The 19,685-nt window shown below is 65.0% G+C and carries 19 protein-coding genes; 10 read left to right on the top strand and 9 right to left on the bottom strand.

Annotated elements, in window-relative coordinates; translation table 11 throughout:
• Positions 1–70 precede the first annotated feature (70 nt).
• Positions 71–844: a helix-turn-helix transcriptional regulator gene (locus EDF71_RS03270; RefSeq protein WP_133855197.1), complete on the top strand. Its 774-nt coding sequence runs from the start codon at positions 71–73 to the stop codon at positions 842–844.
• Here the strand turns inward: EDF71_RS03270 and EDF71_RS03265 are convergent, their stop codons facing one another.
• The 5 genes from EDF71_RS03265 to EDF71_RS03245 form a co-directional block, all read right to left on the bottom strand.
• Complete coding sequence (locus EDF71_RS03265) at positions 845–1,234, bottom strand: carboxymuconolactone decarboxylase family protein (protein WP_133855196.1); 390 nt, start codon at positions 1,232–1,234, stop codon at positions 845–847. It abuts the gene before it with no gap.
• The gene (locus EDF71_RS03260; protein WP_133855195.1) at positions 1,227–1,649 is read right to left on the bottom strand and encodes a MerR family transcriptional regulator; all 423 of its coding nucleotides are present in this window, start codon (positions 1,647–1,649) and stop codon (positions 1,227–1,229) included. The genes EDF71_RS03265 and EDF71_RS03260 overlap by 8 nt, the downstream gene beginning before the upstream one ends.
• A 127-nt stretch (positions 1,650–1,776) precedes the next feature.
• Positions 1,777–2,082 (bottom strand): DUF3567 domain-containing protein, encoded by a 306-nt coding sequence (locus tag EDF71_RS03255; RefSeq protein WP_133855194.1) that lies wholly within the window; start codon positions 2,080–2,082, stop codon positions 1,777–1,779.
• A 182-nt stretch (positions 2,083–2,264) separates the two neighbouring features.
• Positions 2,265–3,536, bottom strand: a complete 1,272-nt coding sequence (locus EDF71_RS03250) for a DUF3108 domain-containing protein (RefSeq protein WP_133855193.1) — start codon at positions 3,534–3,536, stop codon at positions 2,265–2,267.
• Positions 3,537–3,584: 48 nt separating this feature from the next.
• Positions 3,585–4,385 carry an IclR family transcriptional regulator gene (locus EDF71_RS03245; protein ID WP_133855192.1) on the bottom strand — a complete coding sequence of 267 codons (801 nt, stop codon included), beginning with the start codon at positions 4,383–4,385 and terminating at the stop codon, positions 3,585–3,587.
• A 158-nt stretch (positions 4,386–4,543) separates the two neighbouring features.
• On the opposite strand from EDF71_RS03245, the gene EDF71_RS03240 reads away from it, so the two are divergent.
• On the top strand, positions 4,544–5,593 hold the full coding sequence (locus EDF71_RS03240; protein WP_133855191.1) for a fumarylacetoacetate hydrolase family protein: 1,050 nt from the start codon (positions 4,544–4,546) through the stop codon (positions 5,591–5,593).
• Between the two features lie 80 nt (positions 5,594–5,673).
• Here the strand turns inward: EDF71_RS03240 and EDF71_RS03235 are convergent, their stop codons facing one another.
• Positions 5,674–6,120 (bottom strand): MarR family winged helix-turn-helix transcriptional regulator, encoded by a 447-nt coding sequence (locus EDF71_RS03235; RefSeq protein WP_133855190.1) that lies wholly within the window; start codon positions 6,118–6,120, stop codon positions 5,674–5,676.
• 173 nt (positions 6,121–6,293) lie between these two features.
• On the opposite strand from EDF71_RS03235, the gene hmgA reads away from it, so the two are divergent.
• The 4 genes from hmgA to EDF71_RS03215 all read left to right on the top strand — a co-directional run bounded on the left by hmgA (position 6,294) and on the right by EDF71_RS03215 (position 10,969).
• The gene (gene hmgA, locus EDF71_RS03230) at positions 6,294–7,604 is read left to right on the top strand and encodes a homogentisate 1,2-dioxygenase (RefSeq protein ID WP_133855189.1); all 1,311 of its coding nucleotides are present in this window, start codon (positions 6,294–6,296) and stop codon (positions 7,602–7,604) included.
• 29 nt (positions 7,605–7,633) lie between these two features.
• Positions 7,634–8,953, top strand: a complete 1,320-nt coding sequence (fahA, locus tag EDF71_RS03225) for a fumarylacetoacetase (RefSeq protein ID WP_133855188.1) — start codon at positions 7,634–7,636, stop codon at positions 8,951–8,953.
• 136 nt (positions 8,954–9,089) lie between these two features.
• Positions 9,090–10,061 carry a tripartite tricarboxylate transporter substrate binding protein gene (locus EDF71_RS03220; protein ID WP_133855187.1) on the top strand — a complete coding sequence of 324 codons (972 nt, stop codon included), beginning with the start codon at positions 9,090–9,092 and terminating at the stop codon, positions 10,059–10,061.
• A gap of 206 nt (positions 10,062–10,267) precedes the next feature.
• On the top strand, positions 10,268–10,969 hold the full coding sequence (locus tag EDF71_RS03215; RefSeq protein WP_133855186.1) for a haloacid dehalogenase type II: 702 nt from the start codon (positions 10,268–10,270) through the stop codon (positions 10,967–10,969).
• 449 nt (positions 10,970–11,418) lie between these two features.
• On the opposite strand, the gene EDF71_RS03210 is transcribed toward EDF71_RS03215, so the two are convergent.
• Entirely contained in the window at positions 11,419–12,624 is a 1,206-nt protein-coding gene (locus EDF71_RS03210; RefSeq protein ID WP_133855185.1) for a M20 aminoacylase family protein, read from the bottom strand.
• A 267-nt stretch (positions 12,625–12,891) separates the two neighbouring features.
• Between EDF71_RS03210 and EDF71_RS03205 the strand changes: the two genes are divergently transcribed.
• Together EDF71_RS03205 and EDF71_RS03200 are read left to right on the top strand one after the other, a co-directional pair.
• Complete coding sequence (locus EDF71_RS03205) at positions 12,892–14,985, top strand: molybdopterin oxidoreductase family protein (protein ID WP_133855184.1); 2,094 nt, start codon at positions 12,892–12,894, stop codon at positions 14,983–14,985.
• A complete protein-coding gene (locus EDF71_RS03200) occupies positions 14,982–16,091 on the top strand; it encodes a M14 family metallopeptidase (RefSeq protein WP_133855183.1) in 1,110 nt (369 codons plus the stop codon). Before EDF71_RS03205 ends, EDF71_RS03200 begins: the two co-directional genes overlap by 4 nt.
• Positions 16,092–16,094: 3 nt before the next feature.
• On the opposite strand, the gene EDF71_RS03195 is transcribed toward EDF71_RS03200, so the two are convergent.
• The gene (locus EDF71_RS03195; RefSeq protein ID WP_133855182.1) at positions 16,095–16,613 is read right to left on the bottom strand and encodes a hypothetical protein; all 519 of its coding nucleotides are present in this window, start codon (positions 16,611–16,613) and stop codon (positions 16,095–16,097) included.
• A 162-nt stretch (positions 16,614–16,775) separates the two neighbouring features.
• Between EDF71_RS03195 and EDF71_RS03190 the strand changes: the two genes are divergently transcribed.
• Positions 16,776–18,041, top strand: a complete 1,266-nt coding sequence (locus tag EDF71_RS03190; protein WP_133855181.1) for a class I SAM-dependent methyltransferase — start codon at positions 16,776–16,778, stop codon at positions 18,039–18,041.
• Positions 18,042–18,051: 10 nt separating this feature from the next.
• Entirely contained in the window at positions 18,052–18,387 is a 336-nt protein-coding gene (locus EDF71_RS03185) for a DUF1840 domain-containing protein (RefSeq protein ID WP_133855180.1), read from the top strand.
• 72 nt (positions 18,388–18,459) lie between these two features.
• Here EDF71_RS03185 and EDF71_RS03180 read toward each other — a convergent pair whose 3' ends face one another.
• On the bottom strand, positions 18,460–19,446 hold the full coding sequence (locus tag EDF71_RS03180; protein WP_133855179.1) for a tripartite tricarboxylate transporter substrate-binding protein: 987 nt from the start codon (positions 19,444–19,446) through the stop codon (positions 18,460–18,462).
• Positions 19,447–19,685 lie beyond the last annotated feature (239 nt).

The raw sequence follows: 19,685 nt of genomic DNA, 5'->3' as shown, positions 1-19,685 counted from the left end.
CCATGCTAGGGCCGGCTCATTTGCCTGTCTTGCGCATTTTGGGATAAAGTCTCCGCGAAACGGACATTTGATGCCTTACTACTTCCAGACCCTGGAGGAGATGGAGCGCAGCCCCGTGCCCATCGCCTGCCATGCCACCGACTATGCGCCGGGCAGCAGCACCGGCACGCACCGCCATCCTTTCCACCACCAGCTCATCCATGCGGTGCATGGCGTGATGCTGGTCGCGTCGGAAGGCGGGCAGTGGATCGTGCCGCCCACCCGTGGCATCTGGATGCCGGCCGGCACCGAGCACCAGGTGCGCCATATTGGCGAGGTGCGCATGCGCAGCCTGTTTGTGCGCCCCCATGCTGCCCCCGGCCTGGCCGAGCAGGCCCAGGTGGTGGGCATCTCGCCGCTGCTGCGCGAGCTGATCCATGCGGCCATGCAGATCGACATCCCCTACGAGGTTGATTCACGCGATGGCCGCCTGATGCGGCTGCTGCTCGACGAACTGCAGGTGCTGCCCGTCCTGCCCATGCACCTGCCCAGCCCCGCCGACCCGCGCCTGCAGCGCATCTGCAGCCATATCCAGCGCAAGCCCGAGGACCAGGCCACGTTGGCCGACTGGGCGCGTTATTTCGAGGTAGATCCCAAGACCTTGCAGCGCCTCTTTCTGCGCGATACCGGCATGGGCTTTGCCCGCTGGCGCCAGCAGGCCCGGCTGCTGCAGGCGCTGGAGCGGCTGGCCCAGGGCCAGAAGGTGATCGACGTCGCGCTGGCGCTGGGCTATGACAGCCCGGGCGCCTTTGCCACGATGTTCAAGCGCCAGTTTGGCCAGACGCCGTCGGGGTTCTTCCGCTGATCAGACGCCATCGGCCGGGCGCTGCGCAAACACCTCCTTGGCTACAAACAGGCCATTGAGCGCTGCCGGAAAGCCCGCATACACGGCCATCTGCATGATGGTCTCCACCACTTCTTCCTGGCTGCAGCCCACATTCAAGGCCGCCTGGATATGCACCTTGAGCTGCGGTGCGGCATGGCCCAGGGCTGTGAGGGCGGCCACTGTGGCAATCTCGCGGCTTTTGAGGTCCAGCCCGGGGCGGCTGTAGATGTCGCCGAAGGGGAATTCGATCAGGTAATCCGCAAAGTCAGGCGCGATACCGGCCAGGCTGGCCACCACCTGTTCGCCGGCGTGGCCATCGATCTCGCGCAGCTTGTCCAGGCCTTGTTGGTAGCGGGTGGTTTCAGCCATGGTTCGACTCCTTCTTGGGCGTGTTGTTTTTGTGGGTGGGCGCAGAGGCCGCGTCTTCCAGTGCCTGATAGTGGGCAATCTTGTCTTGCAGCGCCTGGGCGGCTTGCTGCATGGCGCTGATGTCGGCCTGCACCTCGGCCAGATGCGTCTGCAGCATCTGGCGCCGTGCGGGCACGGTGGCATCGCCGCTGCTGCGCAGCTGGGCAAACACGCGCATCTTCTGGATGGACATGCGGGTGGTGCGCAGCCGGGTCAGAAAGGCGAGCCAGGCCAGGTCGGCGGCGGCATAGCGGCGTTGGCCGCCGGCTGCGCGCGTGACGGCGGCAATCAGGCCAATGCGTTCGTAATAGCGCAAGGTGTGGGCGCTCAGCCCGGTGCGTTGCGCTGCTTCTTCAATGCTGAGGGGTGGTTCCATGCAGGCATTGTCAAAGTTAGAGCGCACTCTAAGTCAAGGGGCGCTGACCAGCTTGGGCAAAAAAAAGCTGTTTGCGCCTGGAGGGCACGCAAACAGCTGGGATGGGTTGGGGGAGAGGTGCAGGGGTTTAATGCACGATCACCGGTTGTTGAGCGAGGCCGGTATAGCGGTCCAACGTCGCCTCGACTTCTTCTTCGGTCGGTGCATTGGCTTGCCAGGCCTGGATTTGCTGGTGGAACATTTCTGCCCAGGCGCCATCCAGGTACAGCTCCTTGCCGCTGCGCTTGTCCACAATTTCAAAACCCTGGCGCTGCAGATGGCGCAGGGGTTCGGTGATGGTGGGGGTGGTGACGGAAGCACCATCATTGGACAGGGGCAGCTCTGGCGTCAGGTGCAACACCACAAAAGAGTCCGAGTCGTAAATCATTTGCATGATGTTCCTCCTTGTGAAGTGCAGGTGGTGGCAGTTTGCAGCATTGCAAGTCTGCGTCCACACGTCCGTTGTAGCAGGTTTTGATGGCATTCCAGGCCATTCGCGCTGTTTTTACAGCCAAACGTCGCAAATCGGGGACGTATCGCGCAGGCTTTGTCGTACAAGGCTGGGCGGAACCGCCGTCAAGGTGGGCTGTCCACCGTGGCGGCCTGCAGCTGCAGATCTGCAAAATCGCCATTGGACTGGGACAGCCGGATGCGCACCGGCAGGTACTGCATTGACGGGGCCAGCCAGAGGTGGGCGGTCTGGTCCTGGTCTTTGCGGGGCTGGCGCGTCAGGCGCAGCGCTTCCGTGGGGCCGGCGGGCAAATCCAGGGTCTCCTTGGCGTCGACGACAAAGGTCCATACCTCCGTGCTGCGCGCGCTGGTCACATTGATCGCCACCGTGCTGCCCGGCGCATAGCGCTCGGGGTTGGCCGCCACCATGCTCGACAGCTGCAAAAAGATCGACAGCCGGTCCTGCACGCCGGCGCTGACGGCCTGGGGCTCGTCGCCATCGCTGTAGCGGATGCGGCCCGCCGAGGCATCCAGCTCGGCGCTGCGCTCTTTGCGCGCCTTGTCCACAAAGCGCTGGGGTGCCAGGCCATGGGGCGTAATCTGGCCGCTGCTGGTCTGGCTGCGGCTGCCCATCAAAAAGGCCGATACCTCCTGCTCCGCCTGGTAGCGCTGGCCATCGGTCTTGAAGCTCAGCTGCGCCTTGGCCGAATACTGGAAGCCCTTGGCCGAGCCTTTAGCCTGGAACTGCAGCCGCGCCGAAGGCGGCAGCTTGATCGCCGGCATCGGGCCGGCATAGCCGGGGCTGCCAATGCCGATCGGCGGGGCAGGTTCGCTGGCACTGGGCGCCTCCGTGTCGGCCTTGGCCTCAGCGGCGGCCGGGGCGGGCGTGGCGCCGGCATCGCCCTGGCCGGCGACATTGTTAAGCGGTTGCAGATCGGCCGCGGAGCCGGGGATGGGCGTGGGCGCGGCGCTGGCGTCGCCCGATGCGAGCAGCTGGTCGAGAGCCGAAGGCGCGGCGGGCGCTGCAGGGCTTTCTTCCGGCGGCGCAGTTTCGGCGGCGGGCGCGCTAGGGTTGGCTGCCACCTTTTGGGCCACCGGGCCCACACTGGCGCGACTGGCCGGCGCCTGTTTTGGCGGTGCTTTCTGGGCCTGGACCTGGGGCCGGGGGGGGATGGGGGCCGATTGCGCTAGGCTGGGCCTGGAGGCCGGTGCGGGTGCCGACGGCGCGGCCACCGGGGGCGGGGGGCTGATCTGGCGCACCTCAAAGCGCAGCTCGTTCGGGGTGCTGCCGGTGATGCGCGCCTTTCTGATGGCCTCCTGCACCCCGGGCCAGGCCAGCAGCAGCCCGTGGGCGGCCAGCACGGCAAAAGTCAGCAGGATCAGGGGGCGTTGGCGCATGAGACGCTCAGTGTAGTGCCTGCTGCGCAGGCCCACAGGTCCGCTGGATTAGCGCTGCAGGCGGGGTTCTGCGGGGCTGTAGCCCAGTTCGTGGGAGAGCTGCGCGGCGATGGCCTGCAGGCCCTGGGCCATGGCGCCATCGGGGGTGGGGTCAAAGGTCGCTTGCGTGCCCAGGCTGGTGATGCCCAGCACCAGCTGGCCCCGCGCATCAAAGACCGGGGCGCACAGCGCCACCACGCTGGGTAGCAAGGTATCGACCACGCAGGCGGTGCCCTGGCTGCGTACCTGGGCGAACAGCTGGTGGGCGTCGGCGGCAGTTTGGGGCAGGTCGCTGCGCCCGGCCAGGCGTGCCTGCGCCAGTTCGCGCTCCAGCGCGGGCTCCGTGCGGGCGGCGGGCAGCCAGGCGCCAAAGCAGCGCCCAGTGGCGGACGAGAGCAGGGGCATCACATCGCCCAGACGCAGGTGGCCGGTGGTGCCGTGCGGTGGTTCTTCCCAGTGCACGATGGTTGCGCCATGGTTGCCCCAGACGGCCAGCGCCACGGTATGGTCCAGGCGCTCCAGCCAGTCGGGCATGCGCTCGCGCGCCAGCCGCACCGCATCGCTGCGGCGCAGCGCCGCCAGCCCCAGCTGCAAGGCCATCGGGCCCAGGTCATAGCGCGAGGTGGCCGCGTCCTGCTTGACCAGGCCGCTGCGCTGGTAGCTGACCAGGTAGCGGTGGGCCTTGGCTGCCGGCATCGCAGCGGCATGCGCCAGGTCTTTGAGCGCCAGCGGGCCACGGGCCTCCACCAGCGCCTGCAACAGCGCAAATCCCACCTCCACCGACTGAATGCCTGCACGATCCTTGTCCATGGCGCTAGTTTAAGGTATTCTAAATAAAGGAATGCATTTCACTAATCGTAATTTCACGCTGCAAGGCGTGCATTGCGATAGGCGCAAGCAGCGTGGCAAGCGCCCAGCCCGGGGCCAATCTGGCACGATAGAGGCATGTTTGACTGTGAGACACCGGTATGAAGCTTGCAAGCTATAAAGACGGATCGCGCGACGGCCAGTTGGTCGTCGTGTCGCGCGACCTGCGTACGGCCCACTACGCCTCCGGGATTGCGCACCGCCTCCAGCAGGTGCTCGACGACTGGTATTTCTATGCCCCCCAGCTGCAGGACCTGTACGACGCGCTCAATGCCGACCGCGCCCGCCACAGCTTTGACTTCAACCCCGCCCAGTGCATGGCACCGCTGCCACGCGCTTACCAGTGGTTGAGCGGGGCGGCCTACCTGAGCCATGTGGCCTTGCTGCGCCAGGCACCGGGCGAGGACCTGCCCGCTGCGCTGAAGACCGACCCCTTGCTCCACCAGGGCGCCAGCGACGCCTTCATCGGCCCCAACGATGACATCGTCGTGGCCAGCGAGGCCATGGGCATTGATTTCTCCGCCGAGCTGGCCGTCATCACCGGCGATGTGAAGCAGGACAGCAGCCCCGAAGATGCGCTGGACAGCGTGCGCCTGCTGATGCTGGCCAATCCGGTCAGCCTGCGCCAGCTGGAAGCGGCCGAGCGCGACAAGAGCGCCGGCCTGGTGCAGAGCAAGCCGGTGACGGCCTTCAGCCCGGTGGCCATCACGCCCGATGAGCTGGGCGATGCCTGGCGGGGCGGCAAGGTGCACCTGGCCTTGCAGACCAGCTGGAACGGCCGCAAGGTCGGCATGTGCGATGCGGGCCCGGAAATGGGCTTTCACTTTGGCCAGCTGATCGCCCATGCGGCCAAGACGCGTAACCTGCGCGCCGGCACCGTGCTGGGCAGCGGCACCGTCAGCAACAGCGGCGCCGAAAAGCATGGCCGCATGGACTGGCCCAAGGGCTATGGCTGCATCGCTGAAAAGCGCAGCATGGAAGCGCTGCAAAAAAGCAAGAGCCAAACCGGCTTCATGCAGTTTGGCGACACGGTGCGCATCGAGATGAAGGGCAAGGACGGCAACAGCCTGTTTGGCGCGATTGACCAGAATGTGGCCTCGCTCTACCAGGCGCAGACCGATGCCGTGGCTGAGCCGGAGGCCGCTGCATGAGCGCCAGGCTGCATGCCTGCCAGCGGTGGCGCAAGCCACTGCTGCGCCATGCATGCAGCCATGCGGGCCGCAGGGTGCCGCTATTCGGGCAGGCTGGTCTGGCGCGCGTGCTGCAGCAAGCGGTCCAGCAGCACACTGAGCTGCTCGCGCTCGTCAATGGTCAGGGCCGAGAGGATTTCTTCGTTGCGGCGGGCGATCACCACCATCACCTTCTCCCAGCAGGCACAGCCCTTGGGTGTGAGGCTGAGCACCACGCCGCGCCCATCCACCTCGCTGGCCTGCTTGAGCACCATGCCCTGCTCGACCAGGGCCTGGGTGGAGCGGCTGGCCTGGGCCTTGTTCAGGTTGGCGCGCATCGCCAGGTCATTGACCGACAGGGGATGGAACGCGCCAATCGCTGCCAGGCAGCGGGCCTCGCTGATAGGTATGCCCACCTCCTCCTCGTACACCATCTGGGTGGTGCGGTCGGTGATCTTGGCCAGCGCATGCAGGCGGTGGGTATAGGTACGGTCCAGCGGCGTGTTCAACGCGTCTCCTTGGTTTTGTATCGATGCTGGCTGGGAAAGCAGCTACCGCGACTATGTCACGGAGCCCCGCTTTGCGGAAGCGCCCAAGTCAAGACAGCGTCAAGTGTTTACCCTAGCCGCCAGGTCCCCGGGCCTGCGCAGCTGCCCCCCAGAATGACTGACAGGAGACAAGCATGAGCAGTTTGAGCGCCGAGCCCCGGCACTATATGACAGGTTTTGCCAATGAATGGGCAACCGAGGCCGAGCCGGGTGCCTTGCCGGTCGGCCGCAACTCGCCGCAGGTGGCGCCGTTGGGCCTGTATGCCGAGCAGCTGTCGGGCACGGCCTTTACCGCGCCGCGCCACAGCAACCGCCGCAGCTGGCTCTACCGCATCCGGCCCGGCGCCATGCATGAGCCCTTTGCGCCGCTGGCGCTGCCGCGCTGGAAAAGTCATGCCACCGGCGGTTTCGACGAGGTGCCCACGCCCCCCAACCAGCTGCGCTGGGATCCGCTGCCGCCGCCCGATGCGCCCTGCGATTTTCTGCAGGGCATGGTCAGCATGGCTGGCAATGCCGCCTGCGGCATCCACCTGTATGCGGCCAACCGCAGCATGGAAGGCCGCTACTTCTACAACGCCGATGGCGAGCTGCTGATCGTGCCCCAGCAAGGGCGCCTGCAGATTGCCACCGAGCTGGGCACGTTGGAGGTGGAGCCGCAGGAGATCTGCGTAGTACCCCGGGGCGTGCGCTTTGCGGTGACCTTGCTGGACGGCAGCGCACGCGGCTATGTCTGCGAGAACTACGGCGAGTTGCTCAAGCTGCCCGACCTGGGCGTGATCGGCTCCAACGGCCTGGCCAATCCGCGTGATTTTCAGACGCCGGTCGCTGCCTATGAGGACAAGGAGGGCGACTTTGAGCTGGTGGCCAAGCTGCGCGGCCACTTCTGGTCGGCGCGCATTGGCCATTCGCCCCTGGATGTGGTGGCCTGGCATGGCAACTACGCGCCCTACAAATACGATCTGCGCCGCTTCAACACCATCGGCTCGATCAGCTACGACCACCCCGATCCGTCGATCTTTCTGGTGCTGCAATCGCCCACCTCACTGCCTGGCGTGGATGCGCTGGACTTTGTCATCTTCCCACCGCGCGTGCTGGTGGCGCAGGACACCTTCCGTCCGCCCTGGTTCCACCGCAATTTCGCCAGCGAGTTCATGGGCCTGATCGAAGGCGCCTACGACGCCAAGGCCGAGGGCTTTGTGCCCGGTGGCGCCTCCCTGCACAACTGCATGAGCGGCCACGGGCCCGATGCCGACACCTTCGACAAAGCCAGCAAGGCCGACACGCACAAGCCGCACTACATCGACAACACGATGGCCTTCATGTTCGAGACCCCGGCCGTCATCCAACCCACCGCCTATGCGCTGGAGACGGTGCAGCTCCAGCACGAGTACTACCGCTGCTGGCAAGGGCTGCAAAAGCATTTCAAGCCCCAGCGCAAAGCCTGAGGCGATTCCCCCACTTGGAGACATCCCGCATGACCCTGCTCAACGAAACCCATGACCCCGCACTGCAAAGCTGGGTCAGCAGCGCCCAGGCCGCTGGCAGCGATTTCCCGCTGCAGAACCTGCCCTTTGCCAGCTTTCGCCGCCAAGGCAGCCAGGACGCCTGGCGTGGTGGCGTCGCCATTGGCGACCAGATTGTCGACCTGCAGGCGCTGGCCGCCAGCGGCAGCCTGAGCGGTGATGCGCAACGCGCAGCCGAGGCGGGCGCGCAGGAATCGCTCAACGCCCTGATGGCGCTGGGCCCGAAAGCCTGGAGCGCGCTGCGCCTGGCGCTGTCGCGTGGTCTGCGCGTGGGCGCGGCCGAGCAGGCGCAGTGGCAGGGTTTCCTGGTGCCGCAGGCGCAGGCCGCCTACAACCTGCCGGCGCGGATCGGCGACTACACCGACTTCTACACCTCCATCCACCACGCCACCAACATCGGCAAGCAGTTCCGCCCGGACAACCCCCTGCTGCCCAACTACCAGTGGGTGCCCATTGGCTACCACGGCCGCTCGTCGAGCATCGTGGTCTCGGGCACGCCGTTCAAGCGCCCGGTGGGCCAGACCAAGGCGCCCGATGCAGCAGTGCCAACGGTCAAGGCCAGCGCGCGCATGGACATCGAGCTGGAAATGGGCATCTTCGTGGGCCAGTCCAATGCGCTGGGCGAGCCCGTCAGCATCGGCGAGGCCGAGGACCATGTGTTTGGCCTCTGCCTGCTCAATGACTGGTCGGCGCGCGACATCCAGCCCTGGGAATACCAGCCGCTGGGCCCGTTTCTGTCGAAGAACTTTGCCTCGACCCTCTCCCCCTGGGTCGTGACCCTGGAGGCGCTGGCGCCTTACCGCGTGGCCTTTGCCCGCCCCGAAGGCGATCCGCAGCCGCTGCCCTATATGGACAGCGCCCACAACCGCGATGCCGGCGCCTTCGACATCGCGCTGGCCGTGGACCTGCAGACCTCCCAGATGCGTGCTGCCGGTGAAAAGGCCGTGCAGATCACCCAGTCCAACTACCGCCATGCCTACTGGACGGTGGCGCAGCTGGTGGCCCACCACACCATCAACGGCTGCAACCTGCAGCCCGGCGACCTGCTGGGCACCGGCACCTTGTCCGGCCCCAGCCTGGACCAGGCCGCTGCGCTGATCGAGCTGACCGTTGGCGGCAAGCAGCCGCTGACCCTCCCCAATGGCGAAACCCGCACCTGGCTGGAAGATGGCGACGCCGTGGTGCTGCGCGGCTGGTGCGAGCGGCCCGGCGCGGCCCGCATCGGCTTTGGCATCTGCGAAGGCCAGATGCTGCCGGCGCGCACGCTTTAAGCGACAGGTCAGGGGCCGGGGGCAGGTGGACAATGCCACCAGGCCCCAGCCCGGCGCCTGTAGCTGGGCGCCCCTAGGCGGGCGCCCGGCTAGGGGCCCCACAGAGACAACAAAGATTACCAACAGGAGACAACCCATGCCCACCCCTTTTTCCCTGCGCCAGCTGCTGGCTGCCGCCGCGCTGGCCTTGCCGGCGCTGAGCCAGGCCGCCTACCCCGAGCGTCCCATTGAATGGGTCGTGCCCTATGCGGCGGGCGGCGGCTCTGATGTGGTCGCCCGCGTGGTGGCCGAGCCGATGGCCAAGGCCCTGGGCCAGTCCATCATCATCCTCAACAAGCCCGGCGCGGCCACCAATATCGGTGCCGACTACGCCGCGCGCGCCAAGCCCGATGGCTACACCTTGCTGACCGGCGACACCGGCACCCTGGCGGCCAACGCCTTTCTGTACCAAAAACTCAGCTACAACGCCGAAAAGGACTTTGCGCCGGTCGGCATGCTGGTGCGCTTTCCGCTGATCTTGGTCGTCAACCCCAAGCTGCCGATCAAGAACCTGGCCGAGTTCACGGCCTGGGCCAAGGCGCAGCAAGGCGGCGTCAGCTATGCAACGCCCGGCGCCGGCTCGCCCCACCACCTGGCGACCGAGATTTTCAAGGAGCAGGCCAAGCTGAGCCTGGTACATGTGCCGTACAAGGGCGCAGCGCCCGCCGTGCAGGATGTGCTGGGCGGCCAGGTGCCCTTCATGTTTGTCGACTCGGTGGCCGGTTTCCAGAACATCCAGGCGGGCAAGCTGCGCGCCATCGGCATTGCGACACCGCAGCGCTCCAAGGTGTTTCCAGACGTTCCCACCCTGGATGAGCAGGGTGTGAAGGGCTTTGAGGCCTATGCCTGGCAGGGCCTGGTGGTCCCCAAGGCCACGCCGGAAGACCGTGTCAACCGTCTGAGCGAACAGTTACAGGCCACTTTGAAGGACCCGGCTGTGGTCAAGCGCCTCGAAGACATGGGGCTCGAGGTGACGCCGACGAGCCGCAGCGAGATGGAGAAATTCCTCGTCACAGAGCGTAATAAGTTGGGCCCTGTGATAAAAAGCAACAATATCCAATTAGATTAGTTAAAAATTGTCGAATCGCGTTAAAATCGAAGCGCCAGTTGGTTAACCATTCGGTTTAAAAAAGTTAAGTCACCAAGCGCGATGTCCTAGACATCGCGCTTTTTTTGTGCCTGCGCTATAGCAGATTCCCTGGGCTGACACCTGCGCGATAGGGCGACCGCCCCTGCTGGCGCATGCTGGGCCCTGTTTTTTTGCAAGGAACCCCCATGGCTGCTGCGCTTCCCCAGATCTTGGCTTTTGACGTGTTTGGCACCGTGGTGGACTGGCACGGCAGCATCCAGCGCGAGATGGCCGAGCGCTATCCCCAGGTGGATGGCGACGCCTTTGCCTTGGCCTGGCGCAAGGGCTACCAGCCGGCGATGGACCTGGTGCGCCAGGGCCAACTGGGCTGGACGCGCATGGATGCGCTGCACCGCCGCATTCTGGACGGCATCCTGCCGCAGTTTGGGCTGGAGGACATGCCCGAGGCCGAGCGTGCCGAGCTGAACCGGGTCTGGCACCGGCTGGCGCCCTGGCCGGACGCTGTTGCCGGCCTGCAGCGGCTCAAAAGCCGCTTTGTCATTACGCCGCTGTCCAACGGCAATATTGCCTTGCTGACCTACATGGCCAAGAACGCGGGGCTGCCTTGGGATTGTGTTTTGTCGGCGGAGGTTTTTCAGGCTTACAAGCCGGATCCCCGGGCTTACCTTGGTGTGGCGGATGTTTTTGGGGTGGAGGCTGCTGCCGTGATGCTGGTGGCTGCGCATCATAGTGATTTGGCGGCGGCTCGGGGGTGTGGGTTGCGGACGGCTTATGTCCAAAGACCCCATGAATATGGGGCCAACCAGCCCAAAGATGTGGCCCCCCAACCCAACAATACCTACCACTGTCTGAATCTTCTCGATCTTGCTGATCAGCTGGGATGTTGAGTTTTGTTTGTTGTTTGGAGGTTTGGGCTGTCGATCGTGCGGACGCGCCGATATAGGGCCTGATCCTTCGTTGCGCAGGCTTGCCGTACAGGCGTGCTGTCTGCGCCTGCGCGCCTTGTTTAGATTGTTTTATTTGCTGGCAGTGGGCTGTTAATCGTGCGGGGGCGCCGATATAGGGCCTGATCCTTCGTTGCGCAGGCTTGCCGTACAGGCGTACTGTCTGCGCCTGCGCGCCTCGTCTCAGGCCCTATCTCGGCGTTGGGGTGGTGGGGTGGGCGCTGCGCTTGCTTCTTTGGCCCGCTCCGGCATACCGCTTGGTTGAATGCTGCGCTTCTTGCTACCGCTTTTGGTTGGGCGGGTTCAGCGGTTGGTCAAATTTTCAATGCAAAAAGTAAAGCGCCCGGGGTGTCCTCGGGCGCTTTTTGCTTTTGATTCGCTGGTTTCGCTTCTTATTTCTTCGCTTGGGCCAGCCACTTGGTGGCCAGCTCTACCCAGTAGGTGGCGCCCAGGGGGATCAGGTCGTCGTTGAAGTCGTAGCTGGGGTTGTGCAGGGTGCAGGGGCCGCCGCCGTGGCCGATGGCGCGGTGGTCGCCTTCGCCGTTGGCGATGAAGCAGTAGGCGCCGGGCTTGGCTTCGAGCATGAAGGAGAAGTCTTCGGCGCCCATGGTGGGCTCTTGCGCTTTCACTTTATCGGCACCGATGATGTCGATCATCACCTGGCGGGCGAACTCGGCTTCGGGGACGCTGTTGACGGTGGCGGGGTAGTTGCGGTTGAAGTAGAAGTCGCACTGCGCGTTGTTCATTGCGCAGCAGCCTTCGGCCACCTGGCGCATGCGCGATTCGATCAGGTCCAGCACTTCGGTGCGGAAGGTGCGCACCGTGCCTTGCAGCTCCACGCGGTCGGGGATCACGTTGTTGGCTTCGCCGCCGTGGATCATGGTCACGGAGATCACGCCGGTATCGAGCGGCTTCTTGTTGCGGGTGATGATGGTCTGGAAGGCGGTCACGATCTGGCAGGCGATCGGCACGGGGTCATTGCCCATGTGCGGCATCGCGCCGTGGCCGCCCTTGCCGGTGATGGTGATCTTGAAGTCGTTGCTGGAGGCCATGACCGGGCCGGGGCTGACAGCCATGTTGCCAGCGGCCATGCCGGGCCAGTTGTGCATGCCGAACACGGCCTGCATCGGGAATTTCTCGAACAGGCCGTCCTTGATCATCTCGCGCGCGCCGCCACCGCCTTCTTCGGCGGGTTGGAAGATCAGGTAGACGGTGCCGTCAAAATCGCGGAACTTGGAGAAGTGCTTGGCAGCGGCCAGCAGCATCGCAGTGTGGCCGTCATGGCCGCAGGCGTGCATCTTGCCGGCATGGCGGCTGGCGTGTTCGAAGGTGTTGGACTCCTGCATTGGCAGCGCATCGATATCGGCGCGCAGGCCCACGGCCTGGCCGCTGGCGCCGCCGTCCTTGCCGTGCACGATGCCGACCACGCCGGTGGTGCCCAGGCCACGGTGGATAGGAATGCCCCATTCCGTCAGCTTGGCTGCCACCAGATCGGCCGTGCGCACTTCTTCAAAGCACAGCTCCGGGTGGGCATGGATGTCTTTGCGGATCTGGGCGATGCTGGCCGCTTCGGCCACGATGGAATCAATCAGCTTCATGGGAAATCCTGTTGGCTACATGGGGGTGTATCTGTCTGGCGGCGCCTGCGGGGCCAAGGCATGGGCGGGCGGCCTGCCAAGCCCTCTATGGTGCAGCAAAGCAGGGCGGCCCTGCGCTGAAATGTCTTGGGAATAACCCTGGGCCTGGGCCCCGCTCAGGAACATGCTGCAGGAGACGCCAGCGCTTGCCAACTGGCGCTACCATGTGCAGCACTGCTTTCCCCCCGATACCCACGATTTCGCGCCCGCCTGGGCGCCGCCACTGCCATGACCACCACCGCTGCCACCACTACCGTTTTGGGGGCCTGCCCCCATGACTGCCCCGACACCTGCTCGCTGGTCACCACGGTGGTCGATGGCGTGGCCACCAAGGTCAGCGGCAACCCCGCGCATGCGCATACGGGTGGCGTGCTTTGCGCCAAGGTCAGCAAATACACCGAGCGCAGCTACCACGAAGACCGCGTGCTGCAGCCGATGAAGCGGGTCGGTCCCAAGGGCAGCGGCCAGTTTGAGCCGGTGGGCTGGGACGAGGCGCTGGCCGATATCAGCGCACGGCTGCACGGCATTGCACAGACCGATCCGCAGGCCATCCTGCCCTACAGCTATGCCGGCACCATGGGCCTGGTGCAGGGCGAGAGCATGGACCGGCGCTTTTTCCACCAGCTGGGCGCCTCGCTGCTGGACCGCACCATATGCGCCAGCGCGGGCTCGGAGGCCTTGCTGCACACCTATGGCGGCAAGCTGGGCATGCATGTGCAGTTCTTTGCCGAGAGCCAGCTGATCCTCATCTGGGGCAGCAACAGCATTGGCAGCAACCTGCATTTCTGGCGCTATGCGATGGAGGCCAAGCGCAATGGCGCCAAGCTGGTCTGCATCGACCCGCGCAAGAGCGAGACCGCCGACAAATGCCATGAGCACCTGCAGCTGCTGCCCGGCACCGATGCGGCGCTGGCGCTGGCCTTGATGCATGAGCTGATCAGCAACGACTGGCTGGACCACGACTACATCGCCCAGCACACGCTGGGCTGGGATGCGCTGAAGGCCCGCGCACTGCAGTGGTCGCCCGAACGCGCCGCCCAGGTCTGCGGCATCGATGCGGCGCAGATCCGCAGCCTGGCGCGCGATTACGGCACCACCGAGCGGGCGGCCATCCGCCTCAACTACGGCATGCAGCGTGCGCGCGGCGGCGGCAATGCGGTGCGCGCCGTGGCCTGCCTGCCAGCGCTCACCGGTGCCTGGCGCCAGCGTGCAGGCGGGCTGCTGCTGTCCAGCTCCTCGTCGGCACCGGCGCGCCGGGGCGCGCTGCAAATGCCGGCGCTGCTGGGCGCGCGCCAGCCCCGCACCGTCAACATGAGCACGATTGGCGATGCGCTGCTCAATCCCGCCAGCGCCGAGTTCGGCCCGCAAATTGCGGCGCTCATCTGCTACAACAGCAACCCGGTCGCGGTGGCCCCCGACTCGGCCAAGGTGGTCAAGGGCTTTGCCCGCGAGGACCTGTTCACCGTGGTGCTGGAGCACTTCATGACCGACACGGCCGACTATGCCGACTATGTGCTGCCCGCCACCAGCCAGCTGGAGCACTGGGACATCCACACCAGCTACGGCCATACCGATGTGCTGCTCAACCGCCCGGCCATTGCGCCGCTGGGCCAGGCGCGCAGCAATGCCCAGATCTTCCGCGACCTGGCCGCGCAGATGGCGCGCTACGACAGTGCCTTTGCCGCGCCGCATTTTGCCGACAGCGACGAGGAACTGTGCCGCCAGGCGGTGGACCCGACGCGCATCCCGTTTGAGCAGCTGCTGGAGCAGGGCTTTGTCGCCCAGAACCTGCCCGAGGCCCCCTTTGCCAATGGCGGCTTTGCCACGCCCTCGGGCAAGTGCGAATTCCACAGCGCGGCGCTCGAAGCCATGGGCATCAACCCCTTGCCCGACTACCTGCCCAACCATGAGCTGCCCACGGCCAGCCACCCGCTGGCAATGATCTCGCCGCCGGCGCGCAACTTTCTCAACTCCACCTTCGTCAACGTGCGCAAGCTGCGCAGTGCCGAGGAGCGCCCGATGCTGGAGATGCACCCCAGCGATGCGCAAAGCCGCCAGATTGAAGATGGCGATCTGGTGCGCGTCTTCAACGGCCGGGGCGAGCATGTCTGCCATGCCAGCATCAATGGCCGCGCCCGGCCCGGCGTGGTGGTGGGGCTGGGCATCTGGTGGCGGAAGGACGGGCCCAATGGCACCAACGTCAATGAGCTGACCCACCAGCAGCTGACCGATATCGGACGTGCACCGTCCTTTTACGACTGTGCGGTGCAGGTCGAGCGCATGGTCACTGCCGACATGAGCCACGGAGGTATTGCCGCATGAGCGTCGTAGAACAAGCCTTTTCCCCCAGCTATGCAGTAGCGCGCCAGCAGTTTCTGGAGGCCGCCGCCTCCGCCGGCCTGGCGCTGCAGTCGCAGCCCCATCCGCTGACCGGGGTGGCGGGTGAGGCGCTGGCCATGGATGTGGCCCGGGATGGTGCGATGGACGCCGACAAGCTGCTGATCCTCAGCAGCGCCTGCCATGGCATCGAAGGCTATTGCGGCAGCGGCGTGCAGGTCTATGCGCTGCGCGATGCCGAGTGGCTGGACAAGGCGCGCAGTGCCGGTGTGGCCGTGCTCTATGTGCATGCGCTCAACCCCCATGGCTTTTCCTACGGTCGGCGGGTGACGCAGGAGAACGTTGACCTGAACCGCAACTTTGTCGATTTTTCGCAGCCGCTGCCGGGCAACCCGGCCTATGACCAGCTGCATGAGGTGATCGTGCCTGCCCAGTGGCCGCCGACTGCCCAGGTGCAGCAGGCGATGCAGGACTTTATTGATACGCAGGGCCTCAAGGCCTGGCAAGCTGCCGTAGCCCAAGGCCAGTATCGCCATCCGCAAGGGGTGTTCTTTGGCGGCCAGGCCCCCACCTGGAGCAACCAGACCCTGCGCCAGGTGCTGCGCCAGCACGGCAGCCAGGCGCGCCAGATTGCCTGGATCGATGTGCACACCGGCCTGGGCCCCAATGGCTATGGAGAGCGCATCTTTACCGGCCCGCCCGGTGATGCCGCCATGCTGGCGCGGGCGCGTCGCTGGTGGGATGGCGCAGGCGCCACGCCGGTCACCTCGCTGGACGATGGCAGCTCCTCATCGCCGCCATTGACCGGCCTGCTCTGGAACAGCGTGGCGCAGGAATGCCCGCAGGCCAGCTTTACCGGCATGGCCCTGGAGTACGGCGTGCAGCCCGTGCATGCCACCCTGGATGCCCTGCGCGCCGACCACTGGCGGCACCAGCACCCCGAGGCGCCCGCCGCCCAGCAGGCCGCCATCCACCAGCAGATGCGCGAAGCCTTTTATGACGAGAGCGCGGCCTGGAAAGGGCAGATCATCAGCCAGGCGCGCCAGGCGCTGTTCCAGACGGTGGATGGGCTCAGCAGCGAAGCGCGCTGATTTTTAAGCCTGCAGCGCAACCTGCTGGCAGCCCCAGTGGTGCAGGCATTCGCGCAGCAGAACCAGCAGCGCCGCCTGCGCCGGCGTCAGTTGCAGGCCGCCATGGCTGCCGCCCATCATGTGCTGGGCATAGCGGTTAAACAGCTGCTCAACCGCGTCGGTGGTCTGCAGCGCGGCTTGCGGGTTGGGCAGCTGCGCCAGCAGCGCGGCCATGTCCGGCGCGCTGCACAGCAAGGCCAACTGCGGGCCCGGCGCTGGCCAGCTGCGGGTCAGCGGCATGATCTGGTCTTCCACCAACTCAATCACCTGCTCCACCTGGCCGGCACCTGCCGATGCGCGGCTCAGGTACTGTGTTGCCAATTGGCCATACCCCAGGGGCAGATCGTGTCGAATAGGTGACGCGTTTTGCGCTGCCACACGCCAGACATGGCAGGCATCCGGGTCGGCCTGCAGCACCAGCCAGTCATGGTCTGGAAAGCGCGCTTGCAGCGCTGCCCAACCGGGCGGCAGCGCGGTGGACAAAGGGGCAGAGGGGGGGGCTGGCTGGGATGTGGGCATGGTCTGAGAGCAATGCTAAGCGCGCTTCGGAGAGGCCGCTCGCTGTATCTTTTATACATATGCTGTCAGTAGGTGTGTCAGACAAATGCCATTGACGGAACGGGGCGGCGTCACACAATAAGTGGCATGAATATCCTGCAGTCCAAGCTCGAAGACAAGCTGGCGGGTTTGCCAGTGTTGGTTGCCATCTCCATGCCCAACGGCGGATGGATCGGTCCGCCCGACCAGGCCCAGGTGCGCATCCGATGCCACAACGCGGCGGCACTGGCCGCGCTGGCGGCGGGCGATGTGGGGGTGGTCGGTGCGGCCATGGTGGAGGGCCATGTCGAGATCGAAGGCAGCATGCGCGATGCGATGGCCGCCGCCGTGGCCCTGATGCCCGCCGACCCGGTGGCGGCCCGCTCGACCTGGTGGAGCCGGCTGCTGGCGCGCTCGCGCTCGGCGGCGCTCCATACCTTGACCAAGGATTCCGAGCAGATCCAGTTCCACTACGACGTCTCGGACGACTTCTACGGTCTGTGGCTGGACCCGCGCCGCGTCTATTCTTGCGCCTACTATGCCCAGCCCGATTACAACCTGGCCCAGGCCCAGGAGGCCAAGCTGGACCTGATCTGCCGCAAGCTGCGGCTGCAGCCCGGCGAGCGCTTTCTGGATGTGGGCGCGGGCTGGGGCGGCCTGCTGCTCTGGGCCGCCGAGCACTATGGCATCGAGGGCACGGGCATTACCTTATCGAAGAACCAGCATGCCCATGTCAACCGGCTGATAGAGCAAAAAGGCCTGCAGGGCAGGGTCAAGATGCTGCTGAGCGACTACCGCCAGCTGCAGGTGGACCAGCCCTTTGACAAGCTGGCCTCGGTGGGCATGTTCGAGCATGTGGGCCGCGCCCATATGCACGAGTACTTCAGCGTGCTCAAGCGCCTGATCAAGCCCGGCGGCCTGCTGATGAACCATGGCATCACCGCCGGTGGTACCGACAACGAGCAACTGGGGGCCGGCATGGGCGATTTCATCGAGAAATACATCTTCCCCGGTGGCGAGCTGATCCACGTCAGCGCCGTGCTCGAAGAGATGGCGCATGCCGGCTGGGAGATGGTGGACACCGACAACCTGCGCCCGCATTACGCCAAGACTCTGTGGGCCTGGTCCGATGCGCTGGAGGCGCAGCTGGACGAGGCGCTGGCCATCCTCTCGCAAAAGGGCAATCCCGCGCAGGCCGGCAAGACCTTGCGCGCCTACCGCCTCTACCTGGCGGGCTGCGCCACCGGCTTTGAGCATGGCTGGGTGGCCTTGCACCAGATGCTGGCTGTCATGCCCGATAGATCGATGACGACAGGGACCATGCCTGGTGCACAATCACAATACCCATTCACCCGGGACTATATGTATCGATAAGGAGAGCGCCGTGCTATTCAAATTCAAATCACAGGCCACTGCAGACCTGATCATGCTGGAGCCAGATGCCCGCAAGGTGCTGCAGATCATCGGCAAGGACGCATCGCCACGCGGCATCATCACCACCGACCAGATTCCCCAGGCCATAGCTGCCTTGCAAGCCGCCGTGGCAGCTGAGGACGAACGCGCCCAGGCCGCCAAGGCCCCCGATCTGGACCAGGACCCCGAAGATGCCGATGGCCAGGATGTGAAGGCCAGCGTCGGCCTCAAGCAGCGGGCCGTGCCCTTTATCGAGATGCTGCGCCGCAGTGCGGCCGAGCAGGCCGATGTGGTCTGGGGCGGCTGATCGTTCACAGAGTTACTCACACCAACGAAAAAAAGACTGCCGAGGCAGTCTTTTTGCATGGGGTATGCCCGATCAGTCAGCGAAGGTGCCGGCCGCCTTGATGATGGGCGTCCACTTGGCGATTTCAGCCTGCACAAAGGCCTTGTGGCCTTCGGGCGTGATGCGTTGGTCGGTGGCAACCACGGCGCTCAGGTTCTCGGACTTCTTGATGAACTCGGGGTCCTTCAAGGCCACCTTCAGTGCGTCGTTCACCTTCTTCAGGATGTCGGCCGGCGTGCCCTTGGGGGCGTACAGACCGTGCCAGATCGTCACTTCAAAGCCGTTCAGGCCTTCTTCCTGCAGAGTCGGCAGGTCCTTCAGCGATGGCGTGGTCAGGCGCTTGTTGGTGGTCACGGCATAGGCCTTGACCTTCTTGCCTTCGATCTGGCCGGTGGTGTTGGTGGTCTGGTCGCAGAGCACATCCACCTGGTTGCCCATCAGGTCGGCAATCGCCGGTGCGGCGCCCTTGTAAGGCACTGCGGTCAGCGGGATCTTCAGGGTGCTTTGCAGCAGCAGGCCGCAGAGGTGCGAGGCGGAACCAATACCGGCATTGGCCAGGTTGACCTTGTCCTTTTCCTTGTTCAGGTAGGCGGCCAGTTCCTTGTAGTTGTTCGGTGCCAAGGTGGGCTTGCCGATCAGGGTCATCGGCACGTCGTTGATGATGCCCAGGTATTCAAAGTCCTTGGTCACATCAAAGGACAGCTTGCGGTACAGGATAGGAGCGGTGGCCACGCCGATGTGGTTGAGCAGCAGGGTGTAGCCGTCAGCCTTGGCGCGTGCGGCCTTGGCCATGCCGATGGTGCTGCCCGCGCCGTCGGCATTGTCGATGACGACGGTCACGCCATTGAGGGGCTTGCGCAGTGCTTCGGCCAGATCGCGTGCCACGCGGTCGGTCGGGCCGCCTGCCGTGAACGGGACGACGATGGTGATGGGCTTGTTGGGGTAGGAGGCGTCGGCATAGGCGCCGGTGGCGGTAGCGGCCGCCAGGGCCAGTGCAGTCCATTGCATCATCTTGTTCATAACGGCTTGTCTCTTTAGTGGAGAAAAAGACTGCCATCCTACCGAGAGAGTGCTTGGGTTTTTTCTAAGGTAAACCCTTGTTTTTCCAGAGTGTTTCTAGTTTTTGACACGGCCGTTTTTCGCGAACTTAAAGCCCAATGGCTGCCCGGCTCAACCACGGTTTGCGATAGATGCTATCAATATTGATAGTTAAAATGTCATTAGTTCCGGGCGAAATGTCGTGCAGCCAGAGGCAGTGA

It is taken from the genome of Comamonas sp. JUb58 (assembly GCF_004364775.1).
Taxonomy (GTDB): Bacteria; Pseudomonadota; Gammaproteobacteria; order Burkholderiales; family Burkholderiaceae_C; genus Comamonas.
This window is presented reverse-complemented; position numbering and strand designations above follow the sequence as displayed.